At 63.5% G+C, this 21,463-nt stretch carries 20 protein-coding genes; 12 read left to right on the forward strand and 8 right to left on the reverse strand.

The features are described from left to right. Positions 1-129 precede the first annotated feature (129 nt). From KC8_RS16635 to KC8_RS16650, 4 genes are read left to right on the forward strand one after another with little or no spacing between them, the layout of a single operon-like run. On the forward strand, positions 130-621 hold the full coding sequence (locus KC8_RS16635) for a flagellar basal body-associated FliL family protein (protein ID WP_010125739.1): 492 nt from the start codon (positions 130-132) through the stop codon (positions 619-621). Next, positions 618-1,637: a flagellar motor switch protein FliM gene (fliM, locus tag KC8_RS16640; protein ID WP_010125742.1), complete on the forward strand. Its 1,020-nt coding sequence runs from the start codon at positions 618-620 to the stop codon at positions 1,635-1,637. Before KC8_RS16635 ends, fliM begins: the two co-directional genes overlap by 4 nt. Then, positions 1,634-2,092, forward strand: a complete 459-nt coding sequence (locus KC8_RS16645) for a DUF6468 domain-containing protein (protein ID WP_010125743.1) — start codon at positions 1,634-1,636, stop codon at positions 2,090-2,092. Before fliM ends, KC8_RS16645 begins: the two co-directional genes overlap by 4 nt. Beyond that, complete coding sequence (locus KC8_RS16650; protein WP_010125744.1) at positions 2,092-2,766, forward strand: MotE family protein; 675 nt, start codon at positions 2,092-2,094, stop codon at positions 2,764-2,766. The genes KC8_RS16645 and KC8_RS16650 overlap by 1 nt, the downstream gene beginning before the upstream one ends. Positions 2,767-2,900: 134 nt before the next feature. On the opposite strand, the gene KC8_RS16655 is transcribed toward KC8_RS16650, so the two are convergent. Beyond that, positions 2,901-3,308 (reverse strand): hypothetical protein, encoded by a 408-nt coding sequence (locus KC8_RS16655; protein WP_029624561.1) that lies wholly within the window; start codon positions 3,306-3,308, stop codon positions 2,901-2,903. Between the two features lie 113 nt (positions 3,309-3,421). Between KC8_RS16655 and KC8_RS16660 the strand changes: the two genes are divergently transcribed. Together KC8_RS16660 and KC8_RS16665 are read left to right on the forward strand one after the other, a co-directional pair. Beyond that, a complete protein-coding gene (locus KC8_RS16660; protein WP_010125746.1) occupies positions 3,422-3,679 on the forward strand; it encodes a hypothetical protein in 258 nt (85 codons plus the stop codon). Continuing rightward, positions 3,676-5,505 carry a hypothetical protein gene (locus KC8_RS16665; RefSeq protein ID WP_010125747.1) on the forward strand — a complete coding sequence of 610 codons (1,830 nt, stop codon included), beginning with the start codon at positions 3,676-3,678 and terminating at the stop codon, positions 5,503-5,505. The genes KC8_RS16660 and KC8_RS16665 overlap by 4 nt, the downstream gene beginning before the upstream one ends. 161 nt (positions 5,506-5,666) lie before the next feature. Here the strand turns inward: KC8_RS16665 and KC8_RS16670 are convergent, their stop codons facing one another. From KC8_RS16670 to flgE, 3 genes are read right to left on the reverse strand one after another with little or no spacing between them, the layout of a single operon-like run. Continuing rightward, the gene (locus KC8_RS16670; protein ID WP_029624562.1) at positions 5,667-6,575 is read right to left on the reverse strand and encodes a flagellin; all 909 of its coding nucleotides are present in this window, start codon (positions 6,573-6,575) and stop codon (positions 5,667-5,669) included. Positions 6,576-6,587: 12 nt separating this feature from the next. Continuing rightward, positions 6,588-8,684: a flagellar hook-associated protein FlgK gene (locus KC8_RS16675; RefSeq protein ID WP_029624563.1), complete on the reverse strand. Its 2,097-nt coding sequence runs from the start codon at positions 8,682-8,684 to the stop codon at positions 6,588-6,590. A gap of 49 nt (positions 8,685-8,733) precedes the next feature. Next, complete coding sequence (gene flgE / locus KC8_RS16680; protein WP_010125751.1) at positions 8,734-10,053, reverse strand: flagellar hook protein FlgE; 1,320 nt, start codon at positions 10,051-10,053, stop codon at positions 8,734-8,736. Between the two features lie 170 nt (positions 10,054-10,223). Between flgE and KC8_RS16685 the strand changes: the two genes are divergently transcribed. The 6 genes from KC8_RS16685 (at position 10,224) to sugE (ending at position 15,490) form a co-directional block, all read left to right on the forward strand. Beyond that, positions 10,224-10,628, forward strand: a complete 405-nt coding sequence (locus KC8_RS16685) for a flagellar biosynthesis repressor FlbT (RefSeq protein ID WP_010125752.1) — start codon at positions 10,224-10,226, stop codon at positions 10,626-10,628. Positions 10,629-10,640: 12 nt separating this feature from the next. Beyond that, entirely contained in the window at positions 10,641-11,978 is a 1,338-nt protein-coding gene (fliI, locus tag KC8_RS16690; RefSeq protein WP_010125753.1) for a flagellar protein export ATPase FliI, read from the forward strand. Beyond that, a complete protein-coding gene (locus KC8_RS16695; RefSeq protein ID WP_010125754.1) occupies positions 11,962-12,399 on the forward strand; it encodes a hypothetical protein in 438 nt (145 codons plus the stop codon). Before fliI ends, KC8_RS16695 begins: the two co-directional genes overlap by 17 nt. Further along, positions 12,396-13,421 carry a hypothetical protein gene (locus KC8_RS16700; protein WP_010125756.1) on the forward strand — a complete coding sequence of 342 codons (1,026 nt, stop codon included), beginning with the start codon at positions 12,396-12,398 and terminating at the stop codon, positions 13,419-13,421. The genes KC8_RS16695 and KC8_RS16700 overlap by 4 nt, the downstream gene beginning before the upstream one ends. A 181-nt stretch (positions 13,422-13,602) precedes the next feature. After that, the gene (locus KC8_RS16705) at positions 13,603-14,529 is read left to right on the forward strand and encodes a DNA-directed RNA polymerase sigma-70 factor (protein WP_010125757.1); all 927 of its coding nucleotides are present in this window, start codon (positions 13,603-13,605) and stop codon (positions 14,527-14,529) included. A gap of 640 nt (positions 14,530-15,169) precedes the next feature. Further along, entirely contained in the window at positions 15,170-15,490 is a 321-nt protein-coding gene (gene sugE, locus KC8_RS16715; protein WP_029624564.1) for a quaternary ammonium compound efflux SMR transporter SugE, read from the forward strand. Positions 15,491-15,562: 72 nt separating this feature from the next. Here the strand turns inward: sugE and KC8_RS16720 are convergent, their stop codons facing one another. From KC8_RS16720 to flaF, 4 genes are all read right to left on the reverse strand, one after another. Further along, positions 15,563-17,476 carry a HAMP domain-containing methyl-accepting chemotaxis protein gene (locus KC8_RS16720; RefSeq protein WP_029624565.1) on the reverse strand — a complete coding sequence of 638 codons (1,914 nt, stop codon included), beginning with the start codon at positions 17,474-17,476 and terminating at the stop codon, positions 15,563-15,565. A gap of 349 nt (positions 17,477-17,825) precedes the next feature. After that, the gene (locus KC8_RS16725) at positions 17,826-18,446 is read right to left on the reverse strand and encodes a response regulator transcription factor (protein ID WP_010125764.1); all 621 of its coding nucleotides are present in this window, start codon (positions 18,444-18,446) and stop codon (positions 17,826-17,828) included. Beyond that, a complete protein-coding gene (locus KC8_RS16730; RefSeq protein ID WP_010125766.1) occupies positions 18,443-20,800 on the reverse strand; it encodes a PAS domain S-box protein in 2,358 nt (785 codons plus the stop codon). The genes KC8_RS16725 and KC8_RS16730 overlap by 4 nt, the downstream gene beginning before the upstream one ends. Positions 20,801-21,015: 215 nt before the next feature. After that, positions 21,016-21,375 (reverse strand): flagellar biosynthesis regulator FlaF, encoded by a 360-nt coding sequence (flaF, locus tag KC8_RS16735; RefSeq protein WP_010125767.1) that lies wholly within the window; start codon positions 21,373-21,375, stop codon positions 21,016-21,018. Positions 21,376-21,463: the final 88 nt, after the last annotated feature.

Genomic DNA, 21,463 nt, shown 5'->3' on the forward strand with positions numbered 1-21,463 from the left:
ATTCGGCGATAAATGTGCGCCAGGCAAAATTTGCCGAGCACCCATCCTATAATAGGTGAGAAATCGGGAAACCGGACGCGTCCCAACCTTTTCGGATGGACGGGTTAAGCGGTTGAAGGGGGTGAATGCGTGCAGACCAATGCAATCAGTGAAACCACGCCGGCGCCGGCGGCCCAGCCGGGGCGTTTCGGCAAGCGTGGCATGATTATCGCCGCGGCCGTTGCGGCGCTGGTTCTGGGCGGTGCGGGCGCGAGTTACGCGCTGATGGGCGGCGCGGACGAAGATGACGCCAAGGCCGTTGCCAGCGACGCATCGTCCGCCGCCTATATCGAAGTGCCGCCGATGATCGTGAACCTGCGCAGTGGCGACGGCCAGGCGCGCTTCCTGAAGCTGCGCTTCATCGTCGTTGCCGCCGACCCCGGCAAGACCGAGGAGATCAAGCAGAAACTGCCCGTCATCCTCGATGCGCTGCAGCCGTTCCTGCGCGAATTGCGGCCCGAAGACCTGAACGGTTCGGCGGCCGTGTTCCGCGTGAAGGAGGAAATGATGTCGCGAGCGACCGGCGTGCTGGGCGCGGGCACCGTGCGCGATGTTCTGATTCAGGACCTGATCCAGCAATGAGCGACGATTTCGAAGATTTCGCGCTGCCCGATCCGCCGATCATGCCGATGGGGGACGATGTCACCTTCGATCAGGCGGGGATCGACGCGCTGTTCGGTTTCGACGGCGATGCACCGACGACACAGAAAAGCGGCTTGAAGGCGGTTATCGAATCCAACGTCATCAGCCACGAACGGCTGCCGATGCTGGAAGTGGTGTGCGAACGCATGGTCCGCACCTTTGCGACCAGCATGCGCAACCTGACGTCCGACGCGATCGACGTCAGCCTAGAAGAGATCACCTCCACCCGCTTTGGCGAATTCATGAACCATGTCGCGCTGCCGGCGATGCTGGGCGTGTTCAAGGTGCGTGAGTGGGAGAATTACGGCGTCGTTTCGGTCGACTCCGGGCTGATCTATGCCGTGGTCGATGCCCTGCTGGGCGGCCGCAAGGGCGGGGGCGCGCTGCGCATCGAAGGCCGCGCCTTCACCACGATCGAAACGATGCTCGTTTCGAAAATGGTGCAGCTTGCGCTTGATGATTTCGCCGGCGCGTTCGAGGTGATCGAGCCGATCGCGATCGAACTGGAGCGGGTTGAGACGAGCCCGCGCTTTGCCGCGATCGCGGGGCCAAGCAACATCGCTGCCGTCGCCACCTTCCGCGTCGATATGGAAGGGCGGGGGGGCAAATTCAGCATCCTGTTGCCTTATGCGACGCTTGAACCGGTGCGCCAGAAGCTGCTCCAGCGGTTCATGGGCGAAAAGCTGGGCCGCGATCGGATGTGGGAAACGCACATGGCGTCGGAACTGCACAACACCGAAGTGCTGGTTGATGTCGTTCTGGGCGAAAAGCATATGCGCGTTCACGATGTGATGAACATGGCGGTCGGGCAGACGATCGCGCTCAATCGCGGGCCGGATGATCCGCTGGAGGTTCATTGCGGCGGTGTGCCTTTGGGCCACGCGCATATCGGCCAGCGTTGCAGCAATATCGCCATCCGGATGGTGACCGACATTTCGAAGGGTTTCCCCAAATGACTTTCGCAACCTTCACGAACATCCTGCTGATGGCGCTGTGCGTTGCGGTGCTGGTGCAGAGCGCGCGGATGATGCGGGCGTTCAAGGCCATCCAGACCGGCGACCTTGGCGAAACAGTAAAGCAGCTTGATCGCGCGACCGCGCAGGCGCGCACGGTGCTCGCCGAATTGAAGGATATCCTGGCGACCGATGGCGCCGCCAGCGTGCGCACGATCCAATCGGGCGAGACGCTGCGCGACGAACTGTCGGTGATGGTGGGTATCGGCAATGCGGTTGCCGAACGGATCATGGATGCGGCAGCCAGCACCAATGCCGTTGTGGCCGCGAACGAACCGGGCCTGCCCGCGGACAAGCCGGTCGCCAAGGCCCGCCGTCGCAAACGCGGTGGTTCGTCGGCCAGCCGCACGACAGTGGCGGCAGCGACACCCATGCCCGCGATGGCGGAGGCGCAGTGATGGTGCCCGCATCCATCGCCCGCTTGCCCGGGATCGATCAGGTTATGGCCATGGCGGCCAGATGGCGGGCAATGCCCGGACGGCCTTCGCTGCTGGCGATGACGGCGGGTGCGGCGGCGCTGTCGGCGGTTGCCAATGCGGTGGCGGTAGCCGCGCCGGCGGCCGAACCGGCGCCCGCGACCCGGCTTGGCGTATCCATCCAGCAGAGCGTGCGCGAGCGCGATCAGGCGCTGGCGGACCAGAAGCGTGGACTAGAGTTGCGCGAGCAGGCGGCGCGCGCGACCGAGGAACGGCTGAAGGCCGATCTGCTGGCGCGGCAATCCGAAGCGGGCAGGCCGGGCGCGGGGGGCAATGGCGCAAAGGCCGTTGAACCTGACGAGCCTTATGACGATCTGGCGCGAATCTATCAGACGATGAAGCCCGCCAAGGCAGCGGTGATTTTCGAGCGGCTTGATATGGAGGTGCAGACCGAAGTGGCCAAGCGGATGCGTGAGCGTTCGACGGCGCTGATCGTATCGAACATGAGCCCCAATGCAGCGGTGCAACTGAGCATGGCGCTGGCCGGCAAGCGGCCAGCCCGGCCCGAGGCGCGGGCCGATGCGGTTGCGCCGAAGCCAAAGGACACCGCAAAGCCGGCGGCGCCGGCCCGTCCCGGGGACCGAGCGACGCGCTGACGAACAAGGGGGCGGAACTGCGACATGCAGGCCCGCCTTTTCGGCCGCCATTGGGCGGATCATTCACCGGCAAAAAAAAGGCCCGGCCTGCATCAAGCGGGCCGGGCCATTTTTTACGGGATATGGCGGGTGCGTCAGGCCGGCTGGGCCGCGACCTTTACAATCAGGACGCGGGCAATGGCCGGATCGGTGCGCTTCAGTGCAGCGGTCAGATCGGCGCTCAATTGTTCGGCATTCACGGCCGTCAGCCCGGATGCGTAGAGGCGGGCAAATTCCATCGTCGCGGCCAGCGATGCCGCCCGCAATTCGGGCATGTGCCTGGTCATTGTCGCGGCGGCGCCGGCATCCGCTGCCTGCAATACGAGGGTAACGTCGACGGATCCTTCGATCCGGCTGGTGCTGAAGATTGGCGCCGTGATCCGTTCCAGCGGCACGAAATGCGGATCGTTCACGGCGACCGCGGCAGGATCGGCGGCGCTGGCCACGCTACCACCGGCCAGACCCGACAATGCGGTTGCGACGATCACGATTTGTCTGCGCATGATGGACCTTTTCGCATTCTGGGCCGTGGACCGGCTGGATTGTTCGGTCGCGAAACCGCCGGGTTCGCGCATCTTATCCTATAATAGGATGAAATTATACGAGGCAGTACCAGATGAGCCGCGATCAGCGACCCGGCCGGGTAAGAGTCGTTTCCCAGGATCGGTCCACCGCAACACCGCGCCGGCGCCGCGAGGATATGAACCCCGCAGCCGCCGCGTCGCCCGCGCCCGGTGTGGGCAAAGCCGGTGGCCAGCCGACGGCATCCAGCGGCTTTCCGCTGCTGGCGCTGGCTGTGCTGTTTATCGTTGGCTGCGGCGTTGGCGGTGCGCTGATTGCAGCGTTCGGCCTGTTCGAGGCGCGCCCGGTATGAAATTGCCATTCCTGCTGGCATCGGCCGCCATCGCATCCGCGCCATCTGCGCCTGTCGTGACAGCCAATTCGCAGCCGAACGCGCCCGAAGCCGTATCGGCGCCGGGATCGCCGGCACCCGTTACGCCGCCGCGTGCACGCCTGCCCGGCTTTGCGGCGGAACTGGCCCAGCAGCCCGGCGTGACCATGCCGTCTGCCTGGGCGGTGATAGCCGATGAAATTGCATGGAAGGCGCTGGCCCGGGCATCCGGCTATAGCCGCCAGCAGGCGCGTTGGGATTATGCGCGCAGCCTGATCGGACGCGGCCGGGGATCGGAGGCGCTGGGTGTGCTGGACGTGATGCGCCAGGACGATCCCGATTTGCTGATGGTTGACGCGTTTCGATTGGCGCGCGGCGCTGCATTGGCGCTGATGGCGCGTCCTGCGGATGGCTTTGCCGAATTGTCGGCTCCCGGCCTTGTCAATAATGCCGAGGCCTGTGCTTGGCGGGCGCGAACATTGGCCGAAACCGGGTTCGCGGATCAGGCGCTGAGCCAGGTCGATTGCGCGCGCCCCGCGCTCAATGCTCGCAAGGGAGCATCGCGGGTGCCATTTCTGACAGCGGTGGCGCGGGCAGCGGTGGAAAGCGGAAAGCCGGAAATGGCGATGCGCTGGCTGGCGCTGTTGCCGGACCGGGATCCGGCGGCCAACCTCTATCGTGGCCGCGCCTATCTCGGGCTGGGGCAGGCGGCCGAAGCCCGTTTGCGGTTCGCGCGGGTGGAAAAAAGCGGGTCGATGGGCCAGCGGATAGACGCGCGGTTGAGCGCGATCGAAGCCGAGGTGGCGAACGGCACGCTATCGAACGGGGCGGCGCTGAAGCAGCTGGATGCGGTGCGTTATGTCTGGCGTGGCGATCATGTCGAGGAACGGGCGCTGCGGCTGAGCTATCGGTTGAGCGTCGAGACCAACGACCTGCAAGGCGCGCTGGGCGCTGGCGCTACCCTGTTCCGCTTTTACGATCCGGGCCGGCAGGGGCCGCAATTCGTGGCGGGATTGCAGGCAAAGCTGGCCGCCGCGCTGGACCCGCAAAGCAAGATGCCGGTGGATCAGGCGGCTGGTCTTTACTGGGAGTATCGGGATCTGGCGCCAAGCGGGGCCGAAGGCGATTTTCTGGTCGCCAGGCTGGGCGAGAGACTGCAGGCGGGCGGGCTTTACAGCCGCGCCGCCGATTTGCTGGAGCACCAGTTGTTCGTCCGCGCGCGCGATCTGGCGCAGGGACCGCTTTCGGCGAAGGTCGCCTCGCTCCACATCCTTGCAGGGCGGCCCGATCGCGCGCTGAATGCGCTGCGCAAGACCGTGAATGGCAGCTATCCCGACGACATGATCTATGCCCGCAAACGGGTAGAGGCCGTGGCGCTCAGCCAGATCGGCAAGGTCGAGGAGGCGTTCGCGGTTCTCCAGGATGTTCCGGGCGCGGCGGTGCTGCGTGCCGAAATCCTATGGAAGCGGCGCGACTGGGCCGGCCTGGCCACCGAAACCGCCGCGACGCTTCCGCTGCCGGCGGGGAATCTGAGCGACGTGCAGCAGGCCGCTATCCTGCGTCACGCGATCGCGCTGGCGATGCTGGGGCATGAAGAGTCGCTATCCGGGCTGCGCGCACGCTATGGCCCGGCCTTTGCGGGCCTGCCCACCGCGCCAGCGTTCGACATGCTGACCGCGGTGGTTGGATCGATCGATCCGGCCGTGGTTGCGCGGGCGATGGCCGCGCTTCCCAATGTCAGCCCGGCGGGTGATCTGGCGGAACTGATCGAAGCGGGGCCGATTACCGGAAAGCCGATCGGCGCCTGATATCGGCCCGCCGGGACGATCCACCTTCGCAAGATGATAGCGGCCATGCTGGTTCAGACCGGCATGGCCGTTTTTATTGATCGCTGCCATGACATGGCCACGAAAAAGGGGCGTTCCGCAATGCGGAACGCCCCTTCTGGACGACTGGCGGTGGCGCGCGTTCAGCGCAGGAAATTGGCCAGCGAAAGCCCCGACAACTGGGAAAATACCGAATAGGACGCTTCGAGGATCGACTTGCGCTGGGCGATGTCGATCGCAACCTGGCCCATATCGGCATTTTCGACCTTGCCGATCACGTCTTCGAGCAGCAGTGCGCGGTCTTCCGCACGGATACCGAGCGTTTCGACCTGGTTCTGCTTGCGGCCATTTTCGCCGTCGGCTGCGCGAACGTCGATGAGGGCGGTATCAAATTCGCCGACGGCCTGCTTCAGGGCTGCCATCTGGGCCGCGGTTGGCTTGTCGCCGAACGGGCCAGCTTCGGCCAGCGTGCGGAAAGCGACGATCATGTTGGGACCGACATCGCTTGCGACGATGCCATATTCCACGTCGATGCCATCGCCGACGCGGCCCGATCCGCGAACCTGATCATTGGCGAAGGCATCGGCTGGATTAAGCCCGATCGTATCAGCCAGCGAATTGGGTTTCAGCGGATTGGTGTTCGTCTGCGAACCGCCGAACAGCGGCAGACCGCCTTCGGACGCATTCATCGCGAACCGGAAATCATTGAACGCCGATTCGATCGCATTTTGCAGGCCGGGGCCGTCGCCGGTGCCGACCGCGTTGAGCAGCTGTTCACGCAGCTTGCTGACGCTGTCGTCGATCTGACCGAGATTGGCCCGGTACAGTTCCATCGTCGTGCCGATGCGGCTGGCGACGGCCTTGTGCGATTCCTGCTGGGCGAGCATCGCGCGGGCCGAAAGCGTCCGCACCGTATCGGTGCCGAGACCAGCATAGTCGCTCGCTTTCTTGCCGGTATTCAGCTGGATCTGGCTGGTGGCCAGGCCCTGCTGGGAACGCTGGATCGCGCCGGACATGGTTCGCTGCAACGGAATCGTGGCTACCCGGGTCATGATATCTCTTCCTTATTTCAGCATCGCGATAAGCGTGTCGTACATTTCGCTCGCGGTGGTCATGACGCGTGCGGCGGCGGAATAGCTGTTCTGCAACACCACCATTTGCGCCAGTTCTTCGTCGACATTGACACCGGCAAAGCTGTCGCGGCGGTTGATGGCGTCATCGCGGCGGGCCGATGCATCGTCCAGCGCGCTTTGCGCCTGCGCTGCCTGCGCCCCCGCGCGGCCGAGCAGAAGGCTGGAGAAGCGTTCGACGGTAATCACCCCGTCTTTGCCGAGATCGACCGCTTTTGCGAGATTATCGACAAAGGCCGTCGCGCCCCGCGTATCGCCCGCGCCGATCGCTTTTTCGCCGACCGCGACGTTCAGCTGCAACTGGGCAAGCGGCACGCGGGAGGCGCTGGCGAGCATATCGGGCCGAACTTCGGCGCCACCCAAACCGCTGGCCTGCCCGGTCAACCCGGAAAGCGAGGAGAAAGAGCGACCAGTGCCCAGACGGTTCGTCGAATCCGACGGGATCGAGATGGTGGCGCCGGTTGTGGCGACATTGGGCTGAAACTGGATGCGCCCGCGATCATCGAGGGCGAAGCTGCCGAAGCCGCCCAGCGGGCTGCCGTTCAGTTCGGTGACGAGATCGCCGTAGCTGGACCCGACCGATCCGGTGAGCGTGTAGCTGGTCAGCGCGCGGCCGGATGCGTCGCGCAGGACGATTTCGGCGGTTTCACCGACACCGAAGCCATGCGGATCGCTGGCGATCAGGCCGGACGGGACGAGCGAACTATCTTCGCTGCGAATGATGTCGTTGAGGCCGAAATATTGCGAGAAGCCGACGCCGGCGCGATCGCTGGGATTGGCCGGATCCTGCGCGACGGCGATGCCGTTGCCGGGCGCCGTGGCGGTGATCGAAAGCTTGCCGTTGACCATCGTTGCGGTGGCCTGCCCGCCAAGGCCGGCATTGATCGCGTTGATCGCATCATCGACCGTGGCGCCAGCCCCCAGCGCGGAGAAATCCACGTTGGTTTTGGCCACCAGCGTGCCATCGGCGCCGACCACGGCGAATACTGCCGTGCCGGTGAAACCCAGCCGGTCGGTGCCGACCAATCCACTGGCCCGGCCTTCGAGCGAAGCGGGCGGGGGAAAGGTGGTGCCCGAATTGGACGCGGCGTTGAGCGATTCCGCAATGCCGCTGAACAGCACGCCCAGCTTTTCGGAAAATTCGGGCAGGGCGCGATCGCGCAAATCGATCAACCCGCCCAGCTTGCCACCCACGGCGGCGGAATCGATCTTTTCACCGGTGGATGCGCCCATCTTGCCGTCGGCATTGGCAAAGCGGATATCGATGGCAGGGTAGGTGGGCTGCGATGCGCCGCTGCCGCCCGGATAGGCCAGCTGACGGAGGCGTTTATCGAGCAGCACCTGGCCGGATGCGGTGTCGATGGTCACGCGGCCATCGGGCTGTTCGCGGATCGACACCTTCATCAGGCCGCTCAATTCTTCGAGCGCCGTCATCCGCCGATCGGCCGCGCCGGCCGAACTGCGGCCAAGGCCATCGAGGCGGGCCACTTCGTCGTTCAGATCGTGGATCTGGCGGAGCAGGACATTGGCGCGTTCGACGGTGTAGCCGACTTCGGATTCCACGTCGGCCTGCAGCCCCGCTATGTCGCGATCCAGCTGGTTGAGCGAGGTGATCGAATCCTGCACGTCGCTGGTGAACTTGGCGATCGACTGGGCCGACCCCTGAATGCCCGTCATCTTCGATGCGGACGATGCAATCGCGCTGAGGCGGCCGGCAAGACCGGATTCGGCTCCCGGCGCACCCAGCAGCGATTGCAGCCGATCGAAATAGGATGCGGCGGCTTCGGACCGGCCCATATCGCCGGCGCGGCGATAGACCGCGCCTTCGAGGAATTTATCGGCGACGCGTTCCGGTTCGCCGATCACGACGCCGTTCACCCGTCCGCTGGTTACGCCCGTGCTGAGGGAAACGCGTTCCCGGGCGTAACCGGCGGTGCCGACATTCGCGATATTGTTGGATACCGACCGCATCCCTGCCTGTGACGCGGCAAGGCCGGACATGGCGGAACCGAGGATCTCGTTCAAAGACACGGTGGGAATCCTTTAACTGGCAAATGACGCATACGGGCTGGAAGGCGGATCAGCGCTTCAGGTTGCTGACTTCCTGAAGCATGTCGTCGACCGTGGTGATGATCTTCGACGATGCGCTGTAGGCGCGCTGGAAACGGATCATGTTGGTGAATTCCTGCGCCAGATCGACGTTCGACGCCTCAAGCGTGCCGGCGGCGATCGCCCCCGAACCGAGCGAGCCGGGCTTGTTGATCGCGACGTTCCCCGAATCCTGCGACATGGCGTAGGCGTTGCCGCCCAGGCGGGTCAGGCCGTCCGGGTTCTGGAAGGTGGCGAGCGGAAGCTGGTAGATCGCGCGCGCCGTGCCATCTTCGAAGATCGCGCTGACGACGCCGGTGTCGGAAATTTCAACCGACGCAACCGTGCCGAGCATGCCGCCATCAACATTCGACGACAGCAGCGCGGATTCGCCGCCGAACTGGGTGAGGCCATTGAGGCCGCCGTCGTCACCAAGCGACAGCCGGATCGGATCCGAACCGGCGCCATTGGCCCAGCCGATATCGAGATCGGCGAACAGAGCGGGCGACGAACCGGCGAGATCGAGGCTGCCGTCCGGGTTGAAGGCGATGTTGCCGCTGGCGAGCACGCCGGTTGCGGTTGCCACGCCGCCGACCGTGGATACGTCGCCGGGGGGCGTCGCGTACACTTCGCCCACCCACGCATTGGCGCCGGTCTTGACGAAGCCGAAGGTGATGCGGTGGGCGGTGCCCTGCGCGTCATAGACATCCACCGAACGCGAAAATTGCGGGGTAACCGCGCCCGACGCCATCGTACCGGCGACATAGGGGCCGGCGATGGGGGTGGAGGTCGACTGCAGATTGGCGCGCAATTCGATCTTGGTGGTCGGCAGGGCCGCGCCGGTCAGGGCGTTCGGGCGGATCGGCTGAAGCGCGTTCAGATTGCCGGTGTTGACGAAGCCACCCTGTGCGTCGAGCGGCCAGCCCTGTAGATAATAGCCGCTGGTGTTGCGCAGATAGCCCGCTGCATCCGGCTTGAACGATCCGGCGCGGGTGAAGGCGATTTCGCCATTCTGGTCGGCCCCCGAACGGACGACGAAGAAACCGGCGCCATCGACGCCGATATCGGTGAGGCTGCTGGATGCCTGGAGCAGGCCCTGCTTGGAAATCATCTGCTGGGGGGCTGCGGTGACGCCGCCCGCTGAATAGCTGCTGCGCGCGCGGCCATCGGTCACGAGCGTGCGGAATTCCGCGGAGACGCCCTTGTAACCGATCGTATTCACATTGGTGATGTTGTCGGCGACGGTGGCCATAGCGCTGGCCTGCGCACCAAGACCCGAAACGCCGGCATAAAGAGCGGAATAGAGGCTCACATAATTCTCCCATGCATGGTGACGGGCGTGGCGCGTAGAAACGCCTGCCTGTTCCAGATGCATTGTAGGAGGGTGGATAGGCCGACCAAATACCGGCAAAATTTTCCCACCAGATCAATGTCGGGTGGCCGCCATCCTATAATGCAGGAAACAGCCTGCTGGGGGATGACATGGCGCTGCGTATTTCACTTCGCGATGGCGAAAAGATTATCGTGAACGGCGCGGTGCTCCGCGCCGTCGGCCGCACGGATCTGTGCGTGGAGAATAATGTCGCACTGCTGCGCGGCCGCGACGTGATGACGCCAGAAGACGCCAACACGCCTGCGCGACGGCTCTATTTCGCGTGCATGCTGGCCTATATCGATCAGGGCGATCGCACGGCGCACCAGCACGCGCTGCTCGAACAGGTGCGCGAATTCATGGGCGCGCTGGAGGCTGCCGAAGCCAAGGCGACCTGCATCGGCTTTGTCGAAAAGATTGCGACCGCGGATTTCTATCGGGCGCTGGCCGATTGCCGCTGGCTGATGGCCTATGAGGCCGAAGCGATGGGCCGGCCGGCCATGGCTGGCGCATAAGGCGTAGCGGTTGTGCTGACGCTTGCTTCTGCCGCTGCCGGCCTGCGCGGCCTTTCGCCTGACCGGCGGTTCGGCCGGGTGGTTGCCGTGCGTGGCGCCTTGATCGAAGTCGAGGGGCTGGCCGGCGCTGCGCAGATCGGTTCACGCCTGAGCGTATCCGCGCCCGGCGGGATGGTGGATGCCGAAGTCACTGGCCTTGATCGCGGGATCGCCCACTGCCTGCCATTCAGCGATCCGCAGGGGATCGCCTCGGGCGCGCGGGCGGGCCTTGCGGCGGGGCAGTTCACATTGCGGCCGTCCGCTGCCTGGCTTGGCCGGATGATCGATGGCCTGGGCCGTCCGATCGACGGGAAGGGGCCGTTGCTGTTCGGCGCGGAACCCCGCGCGATCAAGGCAATGCCGCCGCCGGCATCATCGCGGGCGCGCGTGGGCGCCAAGGTAGAAACAGGCGTTCGCGCGCTCGATCTGTTCGCGCCTTTGTGCCGCGGCCAGCGGCTTGGCCTGTTCGCAGGATCCGGTGTCGGCAAGTCGGTGCTGTTGTCGATGCTGGCGCGGTGGACCGAATGCGACGTCGCGGTGATCGGCCTGATCGGCGAACGCGGCCGTGAGGTGCAGGAGTTCGTCGAGGATGATCTTGGCCCGGAAGGCCTTGCGCGCAGCGTCGTCGTGGTCGCCACATCGGACGAACCCGCGCTGATGCGCCGGCAGGCGGCGTGGACCACGCTGGCTGTCGCCGAACATTTCCGCGACCAGGGGCTGAACGTGCTGTGCTTGATGGATTCGGTGACGCGTTTCGCGATGGCGCAGCGCGAAATCGGGTTGGCCAGCGGCGAACCACCCGCGACCAAGGGGTATACGCCAACGGTTTTTGCCGAACTGCCGCGCCTGCTGGAACGGGCCGGGCCGGGGGTGCCGGGCAAGGGCGCGATCACCGGATTGTTCACCGTCCTTGTCGATGGCGATGACCATAACGAACCGGTGGCGGATGCCGTTCGCGGTATCCTTGACGGGCATATCGTGATCACCCGGCGGATCGCCGAACGGGGCCGTTATCCGGCGATCGATGTGCTGAAATCGGTGTCGCGAACCTTGCCACATGCGCACACCGACGAAGAAAATCTCGTCCGTCTGGCCGCGCGACGCGCGCTTTCCACCTATGGTGACATGGAGGAGATGGTCCGGCTGGGGGCGTACAAGTCCGGCGCCAGCGCCGAGGTTGATCAGGCGGTGCATCTGGCGCCGCAGATCGAAGCCTTGCTGAAGCAGGGCAAGAATGAGCGCGGCTACGCCACCGAAAGCTTCGCGGCGCTTGCCGCCATATTGGAGGGCCAAGATGAAGACGCCCTATGATTCCGCGATGCGGATCCAGCAGCGCGAGATCGACGACGTTCGGGTCGCGATCAACGTTCAGGTCAATCAGCTGGTGCAGGTCGAAAATTCGCGCGCCGCGGTGGATGCGGCGATGGAGCGCGAGGCGGCGGTGGCCGCTGGCGACGTGCTGTTTTCGTCGCATGCCTATGTCGCCCGCATGTGTGCGGAAAAAGCCCGGCTGGCGCGCGATCAGGCGATGATCGACGCGCGCCTGGCAGGGCTGCGCACCAAGGCGGTTGCAGCCTATAGTTCGTTCAAGGCGATCGAAACGGCGGCGGATGGCTTTCGCCAGACCGCCGAACGGGCGACCGCAAACGCCGAACAGGCGCATATCGATGATTTTGCCGCCACTGCTTTCGTGCAGGCCAAGCAGGCGTCGCGGCGGTCGCTAACCTCATGATCGGGCATATCGATCCGTCCCGCCTTGGCGCGCAGCAGAAAGCCGAGATCATCTACGCCGAGGCGCGTTCCGAACTGTCGAACCGCTTGTGGCAGGCAGCCCTTGGCACTGGTGACAATCGTTTAGGCGGGGTGACGGGCGTGGATCGCGCCACGGGTGAGTTCAGTCTGGATTCGCTGCTGGCGATGCTTGCAGGTGACGGGGCCAAGACGGCTGCCGCCCCGCCAGCCATGGCCGCGTTGCGACGGCCGGCCGAAATGGCGCCGCTGCCGGCGCAGGTTGCCCCTGCCGCATCATCGCCAGGCGACGGTTCGCCCGATCGCCCGCCGCAACCACCCATGGCACCGGCCATGCCGGCTGCGGCGGGCGGGCTGGGGGTGAATGCGCAATATCAGGGCGCGCTCAATTCTGCGGCCGCCCGCACCGGCATTCCGGCAGCGGCGCTGGCAGCGATCGTCCATGCGGAATCGGCCAAGGGGCCGGGGGGGCGCTGGCTGGTATATTCGCGCAATCCGCGATCGAGCGCGGCGGGCCTGGGCCAGTTTCTGAACGGCACCTGGCAGGGTGAAACCGAGCGCAAGGGTACCTGGCTAAACGGCGTGGCCCGCGAACGCGGCTGGCTGAATGCGGCGGGCAAGGTGCGATCGGAGGCGCGATCCGAACTGCTGGCGCTGCGCTATGACGGCGAAGCCTCGATCCAGGCGACGGCCGATTATGCGCGGGCGAATCTCGATCGCCTCCAGCGCGAGGGGGTGGAAGTGGGCGGAAATGTCGATCGCATCGCCCAGACCGCTTATCTCGGGCACCATCTCGGCCTTGGCGACGCGATCAAGTTCCTGAAGGGGGGACTCGATTCGTCCCGCGCTCGACTCCTGCTGAACGCGCAGGTCGGTAGCGCCAATGCCAGCGAGCGAATCGCCGCGGCTGGCAGCGCGGCCGGCGCCCACCGCGCCTGGCTCAACGAATATGTCGGCAAAAATTTGCAGCCTTCACGATTCCAGGGCGAGCGTTCTGGCGGCTAGAAATCCGCACAACATCATATTTTCAAATGATATTTTCTGAACTTGGATGTCAAAATATATAGGATAAAAAGCGTCAAAGAATATTGGATAATAACTTTTGTTAACCTTTTTCGGCGAAGTTCAAACTCGGTGAGGGGGGAGCAGGCAGATGCGCTGCACCTCTTGAGCAGGGAGGCACACCATGTCGAAGATCACAGTTGCTCTGGAGGCGGCGGTCGCCGCGGTTATCGCGAACAAACCCGAGGGCGACGCCCGGCCGACGGCCCGGCAGCGCGCCGAAGTGGACAAGGCTTTTGCCCGCATTCTCAAGCTGATTGCGCCGCGCATCCGCCACTTCATCCGCCAATATGGGCTGGCGGCACATTGGGACGATGCCGAACAGGCCTGTGCGATCGCCGTGCACCGCGCGATCGAAGCCTATGAACCTGAAAAGGCGCAGTTCACGACCTTCGTGAACTGGCAGATCCGGGGGGAACTGCAGAGCCTTCGTTTTCGCGTGATGACCGATCAGCGCCCGTCGGCGAAGAAGGTCGATGCGACGACGATTTCGATCAACGCCGTCACTTATGGTCCCGATGGCGAAGAAGCGTCGCTGGAAGCCGTGATCGAGGACGAAAACGCGCTGGCCTGCACCGAATCCGGCGCATCGGATTACCTGGCGCAACGCGCCACGCTTTCGCTGGTCGACAGCTATGTCGATCATCTCCGTACCACGGCCATCGGCCAGCTTCGCCGCCGCCCGCGCACCAAGAAGAAGGTGGTGATCCACCCGTGCGAAATCGGTGATGCGATCCCGGTTCAGGCCCGACCGAAGGTGCACGGCATCGACGCGGAAGAACTGGAGAAGCTGGAACAGCGCCTGACCCGCAACCGCGAAATTATTGAACGGCGCCTGTTCGAAATCGCTTCGCCCAGCACGATCGAGGATGATGCCGGCGTGACCAAGGAACGGATCCGCCAGATCACCAAGCGTGCGGCGAAGACGATCGCGGAACTGGCAGGCACGGAAGCGAAATTCGCAATGATGGCAGCCTATCGCCGTCCGGGCGTGTTGCGCACCAAGACGCGCAAGCCCGCGCCCGTAATCGCGCCGGTCACCAGCCTTTGATCATGCATGCGCGATTTGGGCGGTGATGGATACGATATCGCATCGGAATTTCCGTTCCGCCCAAGATGTGTTTTCCACCGCATGATCCCTTGATCCGATAACGGGCCAGGAAGACATATCGACCAGACAGGGGGCCGCGTGCCCCCTTTTGTGTAACTGCCCGACGCCTGAACGAGGGATCGGTTGCCGGGCGGACCATATGCTGCGGGGTGCCGGCAAGGCACGGGGATCACACCGGCTTGACCTCTATGGAGGCATGGCGTGGATGGCATCCGCTCCATTCGTTGCAGCGCATATATCGGCACTGCCGTCGGCAATCGTCATGCGGTTCTCGTTGATGGGCTATTTGCCGATGCTGCTGTTTCCTGGTGTCGCGCTGGCGCTTTGTGCCGCCGGCCCATTGCTATCCCGATAGCCCGGATGGGCCGCAATGATGGTCTTTGCGGGTATGTTTACGGCCGGCTTCATCCATGAACATATAAAGGGTGCGCTGGATTGGGAATGACGCCGGCCGCCGTGAGTGGGACGTGCTGGCTTGACCCGTCCATCCGGAGCACTAGATAGGCGCGGCGAGGCCACGTCCTCCCCCAAGCATTGGGCATATGTCCGGGACGGCCCGGCTCTTTGTATGGAGAGCTGTGTGGCTTGGTTATTATTGGGCATCGCCGGCGTACTGGAAATCGTCTGGGCCTTCTTCATGAAGCAATCCCATGGTTTCACCCGCATCGTGCCGAGCGCCATCACCATCGTCACGATGATCGCGAGCTTCGCTTTGCTGTCGATATCTATGAAAACCTTGCCGCTTGGAACGGCCTATACCGTCTGGACCGGTATCGGCGCGGTTGGCGCTTTCGTGGTTGGCATTGCCGTACTTGGCGAACAGGCCAGCCCGGCGCGGATCATGGCCGCGCTGTTGATTGTCAGCGGGCTTGTAATGATGAAGCTGTCGACGACGAACTGATCACGCAAAAAGAAGCGCCCGGCAGCGTGTGTGCTGCCGGGCGCCCGGAACTCATTCGGAATGGTTCCGCTTTTAGAAGTCGGACCAATCCTCGTTGCTGGCGCCGTTGATGCGCGCAGCGATGTCGGTGGTGCCGTTGGCTTTGGCCATGGCGGGAACCGGCAGCGCCTTGACCGGCGAAACATAAGGCTTGGCCGCAGCCGCCACCGCGACCTTCACCGACGAAGGGCTGACGATCCTGCGCGCGGGTGCGCGCTTGCCACTGTCGACCTTGAACAAGGCAGCCTGTTCGGCGAGCGAAGTCACTTCGGTCGTCAGGTTGCGTGCGGCGGCCGATGTTTCCTCAACCATCGCGGCATTCTGCTGGGTGGACTGATCCATCGTGCTGATCGCGACGCTGATCTGGCTGATCGCGGCCGACTGGGCCTGATTATCGGCCGCCATGCTGCCAAGCAGGGTGTGCACTTCGCCCACATCGCCCGAAATATCGGCCAGTGCGCCGTCGACGCGCTGCACGGCTTCCACCGCCGTCACGATGTCGGTCTGCGTCACGGTCAACTGATCACGGGCGCGCTTGGCTTCTTCCTCGGCGCGCATCGCAAGCGCGCTGACGAGATCGGCGACGACCGCGAAACCACGGCCGGCATCACCGGCGCGGCCGGCTTCGACCGCGGCATTCATCGCGAGAACGCGGGTCTGGAACGCGATCTTGTCGACGCCTTCGATCACCTCGTCGATGCCTTTGGCGCTGGCGCGCACCCGGTCCATCGCCTGCACTGCTTCGTCGGCGATCGAGCGGCCGCCGCCAACGGTGGCGATCGCCTGATCGGCGCGTTCAACGGTACGGGCCGCGGCGGTAGCGGTCGCCTTCAGGCGGTCGTCGATCTGGACGATCGCGGCCGACGTTTCTTCGAGGCTTGCGGCATTGCCTTCGGTGCGGCGTGCCAGATCTTCGGATGCCTGGGCGATTTCCTGCGATCCAGTACGGATGCCCGTGGCGCTTTCGGAAACCGCGCCAATCATTTCGCGCAGACGTTCGATCGCGTCGTTGAAATTGGTCTTGAGCGTGGCGACGCCGGCGGGGAAATCGGCCTTTACATCGGCGGTAAGATCGCCCTGCGCCAGTGCTGCCAGGCTGTCGCCCAGCGTGGCGGTGACGAGCTGCTGTTCTTCGGCGAGTTTACGATCCGCTTCCTGGCGCGCGACGGCGGCAAGGCGGAACAGTTCGACGGCTTTGGCGATATCGCCCAGTTCGTCGGCGCGTCCGCGGTGCGGAACAACGTTCTGGTTGCCTTCAGCGAGCGAAGTCGTGACCGACGCCAGTTCGGCCAAGGGGCGCGATACGATTTTGTTCAGGATGTTCCAGATGAAAATCAGGAAACCAATCGAAAGTACGGCCATCGCCGTCATGAACAGGAATGCAGTTTCGGAGAACTGACTGCCCTCGTCACCGCGCTTTTTGGAGACAGACAGAAGTTTATCCATCAGATCACGCGTGTCGTTGATGACCGCATGCGAGGCTTCCTTGCCTTCGCCTTTCAGCAAAGCAAGTGCGCCAGCATCCTCCGACTGGCGGCTAAGCACCAAGATTCTTTCATTAACATTTTCAAGTCGATCGATCTTGCCTTCAAGATCAGCCACGTCCTCGGCAAATTCGGGGCCGGCTGTCTGCTTGAATGCCGGTATGGCAGCGTGGATGCTTTCCTTGTTCTTGACGACCCTCTCGTCGATATTGGCCATGCCTTCAGCCGTCGATTCGGTGACGTGCGAGTACATGAGGATGCGGTATTCACGTACCCAACCGCGAATGTCGGACAGGGTGGAGGTGCTGGTCAAACCGCTGGCGACATGTTCGTCGGCGATCTTGCCCATATGCCGGTTGGATATGATCGCTGCGGCGCCGAGTGCGGCGACAAGAATGGCGATCAGGGAAAAGGCGATGAGCATCTTTCGAGAAAGTCGCCAATTCTGGAGAGCGTCTTGCATCTCGGTTCCTTCAATCTGATTATCGGTGCGAACAGGGCGTGCCGGTTCGGGGATTTAAACGGTTAGTGCGTGGCACCCGGCGCCGGGGTCGCAGGCGGCGTTTTGAGGATGGGCGGGTTCGCGACACAGGCTGATTTTTGCGGATTCCCCCAAATATCATTCTATTTCAGTCGCCTCGCCCATCCACGCTTCGAACGCTGGCCCTGCGGACCCCGTGCGGGCGCTTGCAGCCATAACTATTATAGGATGAACGGAGGGCAGGGGCGGGCGAGCGCGCGAAGTTGGCCGTGCGGCAAGGCTGCATAGAGCGCGCCCCGCGCGGGGCCGCGCGCGTAAATCCGCGAACGGATCAGGCGGTGGGAAACAATCCGGCGGCGAAGGCGATGCCGAGCGCTTCGGACAGGCTGCGGACCTCCAGCTTTTCCATCAGCTTGGCGCGATAGATTTCGACAGTCCGAGGGCTGATATCGAGTTCGAAGGCGATCGCCTTGTTGGATCGCCCATCGATCAGGCCTTTCAGCACGTCCCGTTCGCGCGACGACAAGGAGGCAATCTTTGCTGTCGCGTCATTGGTTCGTTCCGCCTGCAGGCTGGAATGTGCAAGTTGCGCCAGGGCGGCGTCCACCGCCTGGGTCAATGCCATATGCTCGCACGGCTTTTCGATGAAATCGATGGCGCCTGCCTTCATCGCCTGCACCGCCAGCGAGACATCGCTTCCACCCGTCAGCACGATGGCCACAAATTTGGGCCGATCGGCCCGGATCGCCTTCAGGACATTGATACCCGATACACCCGGCATGTGGAGATCCAGCAGCAGGCAACCCGGTTCCAGCGTATTGGCTGCCGCGAGAAAGGAGTCGCCCGAGGAAAAACTGCGGACCGACCGATCATGCTGTACCGATAGCAGGCTTTGCAGCGAGCCGCGTACGACATCGTCGTCGTCGACCACGTAAACATTGTGGCTGGTCACGCCGACACGACCTCGAACTCGGTGCTCAACGGGATGGTGAATGCGACGCGTGCGCCGCCATCGGGCTTGTTGTCCGCCGTTAGCGTGCCACCGTGGAACTCGATGATGCGACGGCAGATCGACAGCCCGATACCCATCCCATAGGATTTGGTCGATACGAACGGTTCATAAGGACGCTGGAATATTTCCGGTGCGATGCCGGGGCCGTTGTCGCTGACCGCGATTTCGATCATGCCGTGGCCATCCTGACGCGATGCCAGAATGATTTCCGGTTGGTGGTGGCCTTGATCGTCAAGTGCTTCGACCGCGTTGCGGATCAGATTGACCAGAACCTGCTGGATCTGGATGCGATCGGCAAGGATCATCGCGTGCAGGGGATCAAGTTCATAGCGGATGCTGATTTTCTGCTGTTCCGTGCTCGTCAACGCAAGAACCACGGCGTCGGCGATGACGTCGCCAACGGGTTCGGCGCGAACCTCGACGTCGCTTTTCGAAACAAAGCTGCGCAGGCGGCGGATCAGATCCCCGGCGCGTAGCGCCTGGCCGTTGGCAAGTCGCACCAGTTGACGAATCTTGGCGCCATCTTCGCCCTGCTTTTCCAGAAGCATGTCCGCCGCGCCAAGGAAATTGGCGGCGGCAGCCAAAGGCTGGTTCAGTTCATGGGCAAGCCCGGCTGCCATTTCGCCCATCGCACTCAAGCGGGAAACATGGAGAAGTTCGTCGCGAAGCTCGGCTTGCCGTTGCTGTGCGGCGAAGGTTTCGCTGAGATCGCGAACGAAGCCGGTGAAGATGCGCTGGTCGCCGACACGCGCTTCGCCAATCGCCAGTTCGATCGGCAGTTCGGTGCCGTCGCTTCGCAGGGCTGCCAGCCGCCGTGACTGGGGCCGGGGCTGCATGACGCCGCTTCCCTGCTGGCGCCGGATAGCGGCGTCATGATCGGCCCAATAACGGGAAGGCATAAGCATCTTCAGATTCTGGCCGAGAATGCTTTCGGCACGATAGCCAAATAATCGTTCGGCGGTTGCGCTGAACGAACGAATGCAGCCGCGATCGTCTATCGTGATCATCGCATCGGGCGCGGTTTCCAGGATCGACAGCAATTCCGATTCCCGGGCCTTGAGCGCGGCGGTACGTTGTTCGCGTACGGTGATGTCGGTCATTGACAACACGATCAGTGGCTGGTCGTCATGGCGAACCGGCAGCAAACGGGCCTGTTCCAGGATATGCAGGGCCACCCCATCGCGCCGATATTCGACGATTTCCTTTTCGTAGGGAAGGCCGTTCGTCAGGCGGTGGAGGAGCTGGGGCCAGCTGTGGGCGGGGTCTGCACGAAGCAGTTCATGCTTGATCCGGCCTGCGGCGTCGTCTGCGGACCATTGGTACAGCCGTTCGCACCCCTTCGACCAATGGACGATTTCCCCTTGCCGATTGGCCAGGATGATCGGCGCGGAATCCAGCGCACGCGTCAATGCCCAGCGGGCGCCATTTTCGCGCGCGATCCGCGACCAGGCCCAAAAGAGGATGGAGGCGGCGAGCACGATGTGCGCCCCGGCTTCGGCGATTTCGATCAATTCCGCTGAAAAACCCATCCGCCGCGTGGCCCACAGGCTGGCCAAGGCCAGTATGGCCGGCGCGATAAGCACCAGCAGGAAGATCGTGCGAAGCGTGCGTCCTTCGATCCCAGCGGCCGAAAGCAATCCGGGCCAGCCCGAACTATGGCGCCACGCGATCAGCGCCACCGACAGCGCGCAGGCGGTGATCGCGGTGGGGATGGAGAGCATGGCCCGCGGGCCGACAGGGGCGGCATTGACCACGCCCAGAGGCATTGCGCCGCCGGCTATCATCGCGACGCCGAACACAAGGCAGGCGATCATCACGATCACCTTGCTTTCGTTCCGGCTTCGTTGAAGCGACAACAAGGTTGCGAGGCTGAGCAGCAGGATCGCTGCGGCCGCCATCGGCGATGGCTGGCCGGGCGCCAGGCGGACCTGCTGAACCACGATATCGCCGAACATCACCAAGCCTAGACCCGGCGTCAGGCCGAATGCCTGGTGCAAAATGGCTTGGCCCGCAATTGCGAAAGCGGGAACCAGCAGCACGAGCGCGGCCGCCTTCCATGCCTGGATGGAGGCCGTCAATGCGAGCGTGACAAGCAGGAAACTCGTGGCCGTAAGCGGCTGCATCGGATAGTGGCTGCTGCCGAAACCTGCGGCGCCGATATTGCCCGCACTCCAGGCCGTCAGCACGATGATGCAGCAGGATTGCGCGGCCGCGATGCACAGATAGCTCAGTAACCCGGCTTCGCCGTTGGGCTGGGATGTCGTGCGCCGTTCCGGCGTAGTGAACCCATGCATTCCTTTTCGCTGCTTGCCCCGATGTCCTCTTTGAGCAACAGGCGCTAGCCGAATGTGAATTATTGTTAAAGGGGAAGATTAACCGGGCTGGCAGCTCGCTGCGGTGAACCGAGTTTTGTACTGTTGCGGGCCAGCTTGAACAATCCGGATAACTATTTGATCATAATGGTAAAATAGTCGTTTGAGAGTTGTCTCTGGAGACGACTGCGTTCTTGTTATGCAGCCAGATTTTCGTGCGCCAGCCCGTTGATGATCGCGCGGTTAACCTCGATCAGGTCCTCAATGGATTCCCGGCCGGTCGCCACCGCGCTGGTATGGCGTTCGACCCAGAGCGCGATGGAGATGATCGAAGCCCGCAACTCATCCGGCAGACGGTTGCCAGGCGCGCCGCACAATGTGGCGAAGGTGCTCCATACTTCGCGATTGCGATGCAGCGCGGGCATAAGCGCGGCGGCCTTCAACCCGGCATCGCGCGCATCCATCAGTTCGCCGGTGATCTGACTCATCAGCCGATATTCGGTGGCGCGGGGCGTTTCAGTAACCGACTGGGCGCGACGATAGGCATTGAGCGACATGACTACTCCCTCAGGTGTCCAGTGCCATTTTAGGATGGTGGCGGCCATTTGGGCATGACGGCGCATATTTATCACCGGCCGGGCCGTT

Origin of the sequence: Sphingomonas sp. KC8, assembly GCF_002151445.1 — a bacterium.
Lineage (GTDB): Bacteria > Pseudomonadota > Alphaproteobacteria > Sphingomonadales > Sphingomonadaceae > Sphingomonas_E.

What these genes read in the sequence shown, in the direction of transcription:
- KC8_RS16685 (WP_010125752.1), top strand. Translation starts at nt 10,224, where the DNA reads ATGGCGCTGCGTATTTCACTTCGCGATGGCGAAAAGATTATCGTGAAC.
- KC8_RS16650 (WP_010125744.1), top strand. Translation starts at nt 2,092, where the DNA reads ATGGTGCCCGCATCCATCGCCCGCTTGCCCGGGATCGATCAGGTTATG.
- KC8_RS16645 (WP_010125743.1), top strand. Translation starts at nt 1,634, where the DNA reads ATGACTTTCGCAACCTTCACGAACATCCTGCTGATGGCGCTGTGCGTT.
- KC8_RS16665 (WP_010125747.1), top strand. Translation starts at nt 3,676, where the DNA reads ATGAAATTGCCATTCCTGCTGGCATCGGCCGCCATCGCATCCGCGCCA.
- fliM (WP_010125742.1), top strand. Translation starts at nt 618, where the DNA reads ATGAGCGACGATTTCGAAGATTTCGCGCTGCCCGATCCGCCGATCATG.
- KC8_RS16660 (WP_010125746.1), top strand. Translation starts at nt 3,422, where the DNA reads ATGAGCCGCGATCAGCGACCCGGCCGGGTAAGAGTCGTTTCCCAGGAT.
- KC8_RS16730 (WP_010125766.1), bottom strand. Translation starts at nt 20,800, where the DNA reads ATGCATGGGTTCACTACGCCGGAACGGCGCACGACATCCCAGCCCAAC.
- KC8_RS16670 (WP_029624562.1), bottom strand. Translation starts at nt 6,575, where the DNA reads ATGACCCGGGTAGCCACGATTCCGTTGCAGCGAACCATGTCCGGCGCG.
- KC8_RS16695 (WP_010125754.1), top strand. Translation starts at nt 11,962, where the DNA reads ATGAAGACGCCCTATGATTCCGCGATGCGGATCCAGCAGCGCGAGATC.
- KC8_RS16655 (WP_029624561.1), bottom strand. Translation starts at nt 3,308, where the DNA reads ATGCGCAGACAAATCGTGATCGTCGCAACCGCATTGTCGGGTCTGGCC.
- flaF (WP_010125767.1), bottom strand. Translation starts at nt 21,375, where the DNA reads ATGTCGCTCAATGCCTATCGTCGCGCCCAGTCGGTTACTGAAACGCCC.
- KC8_RS16700 (WP_010125756.1), top strand. Translation starts at nt 12,396, where the DNA reads ATGATCGGGCATATCGATCCGTCCCGCCTTGGCGCGCAGCAGAAAGCC.
- KC8_RS16705 (WP_010125757.1), top strand. Translation starts at nt 13,603, where the DNA reads ATGTCGAAGATCACAGTTGCTCTGGAGGCGGCGGTCGCCGCGGTTATC.
- KC8_RS16720 (WP_029624565.1), bottom strand. Translation starts at nt 17,476, where the DNA reads ATGCAAGACGCTCTCCAGAATTGGCGACTTTCTCGAAAGATGCTCATC.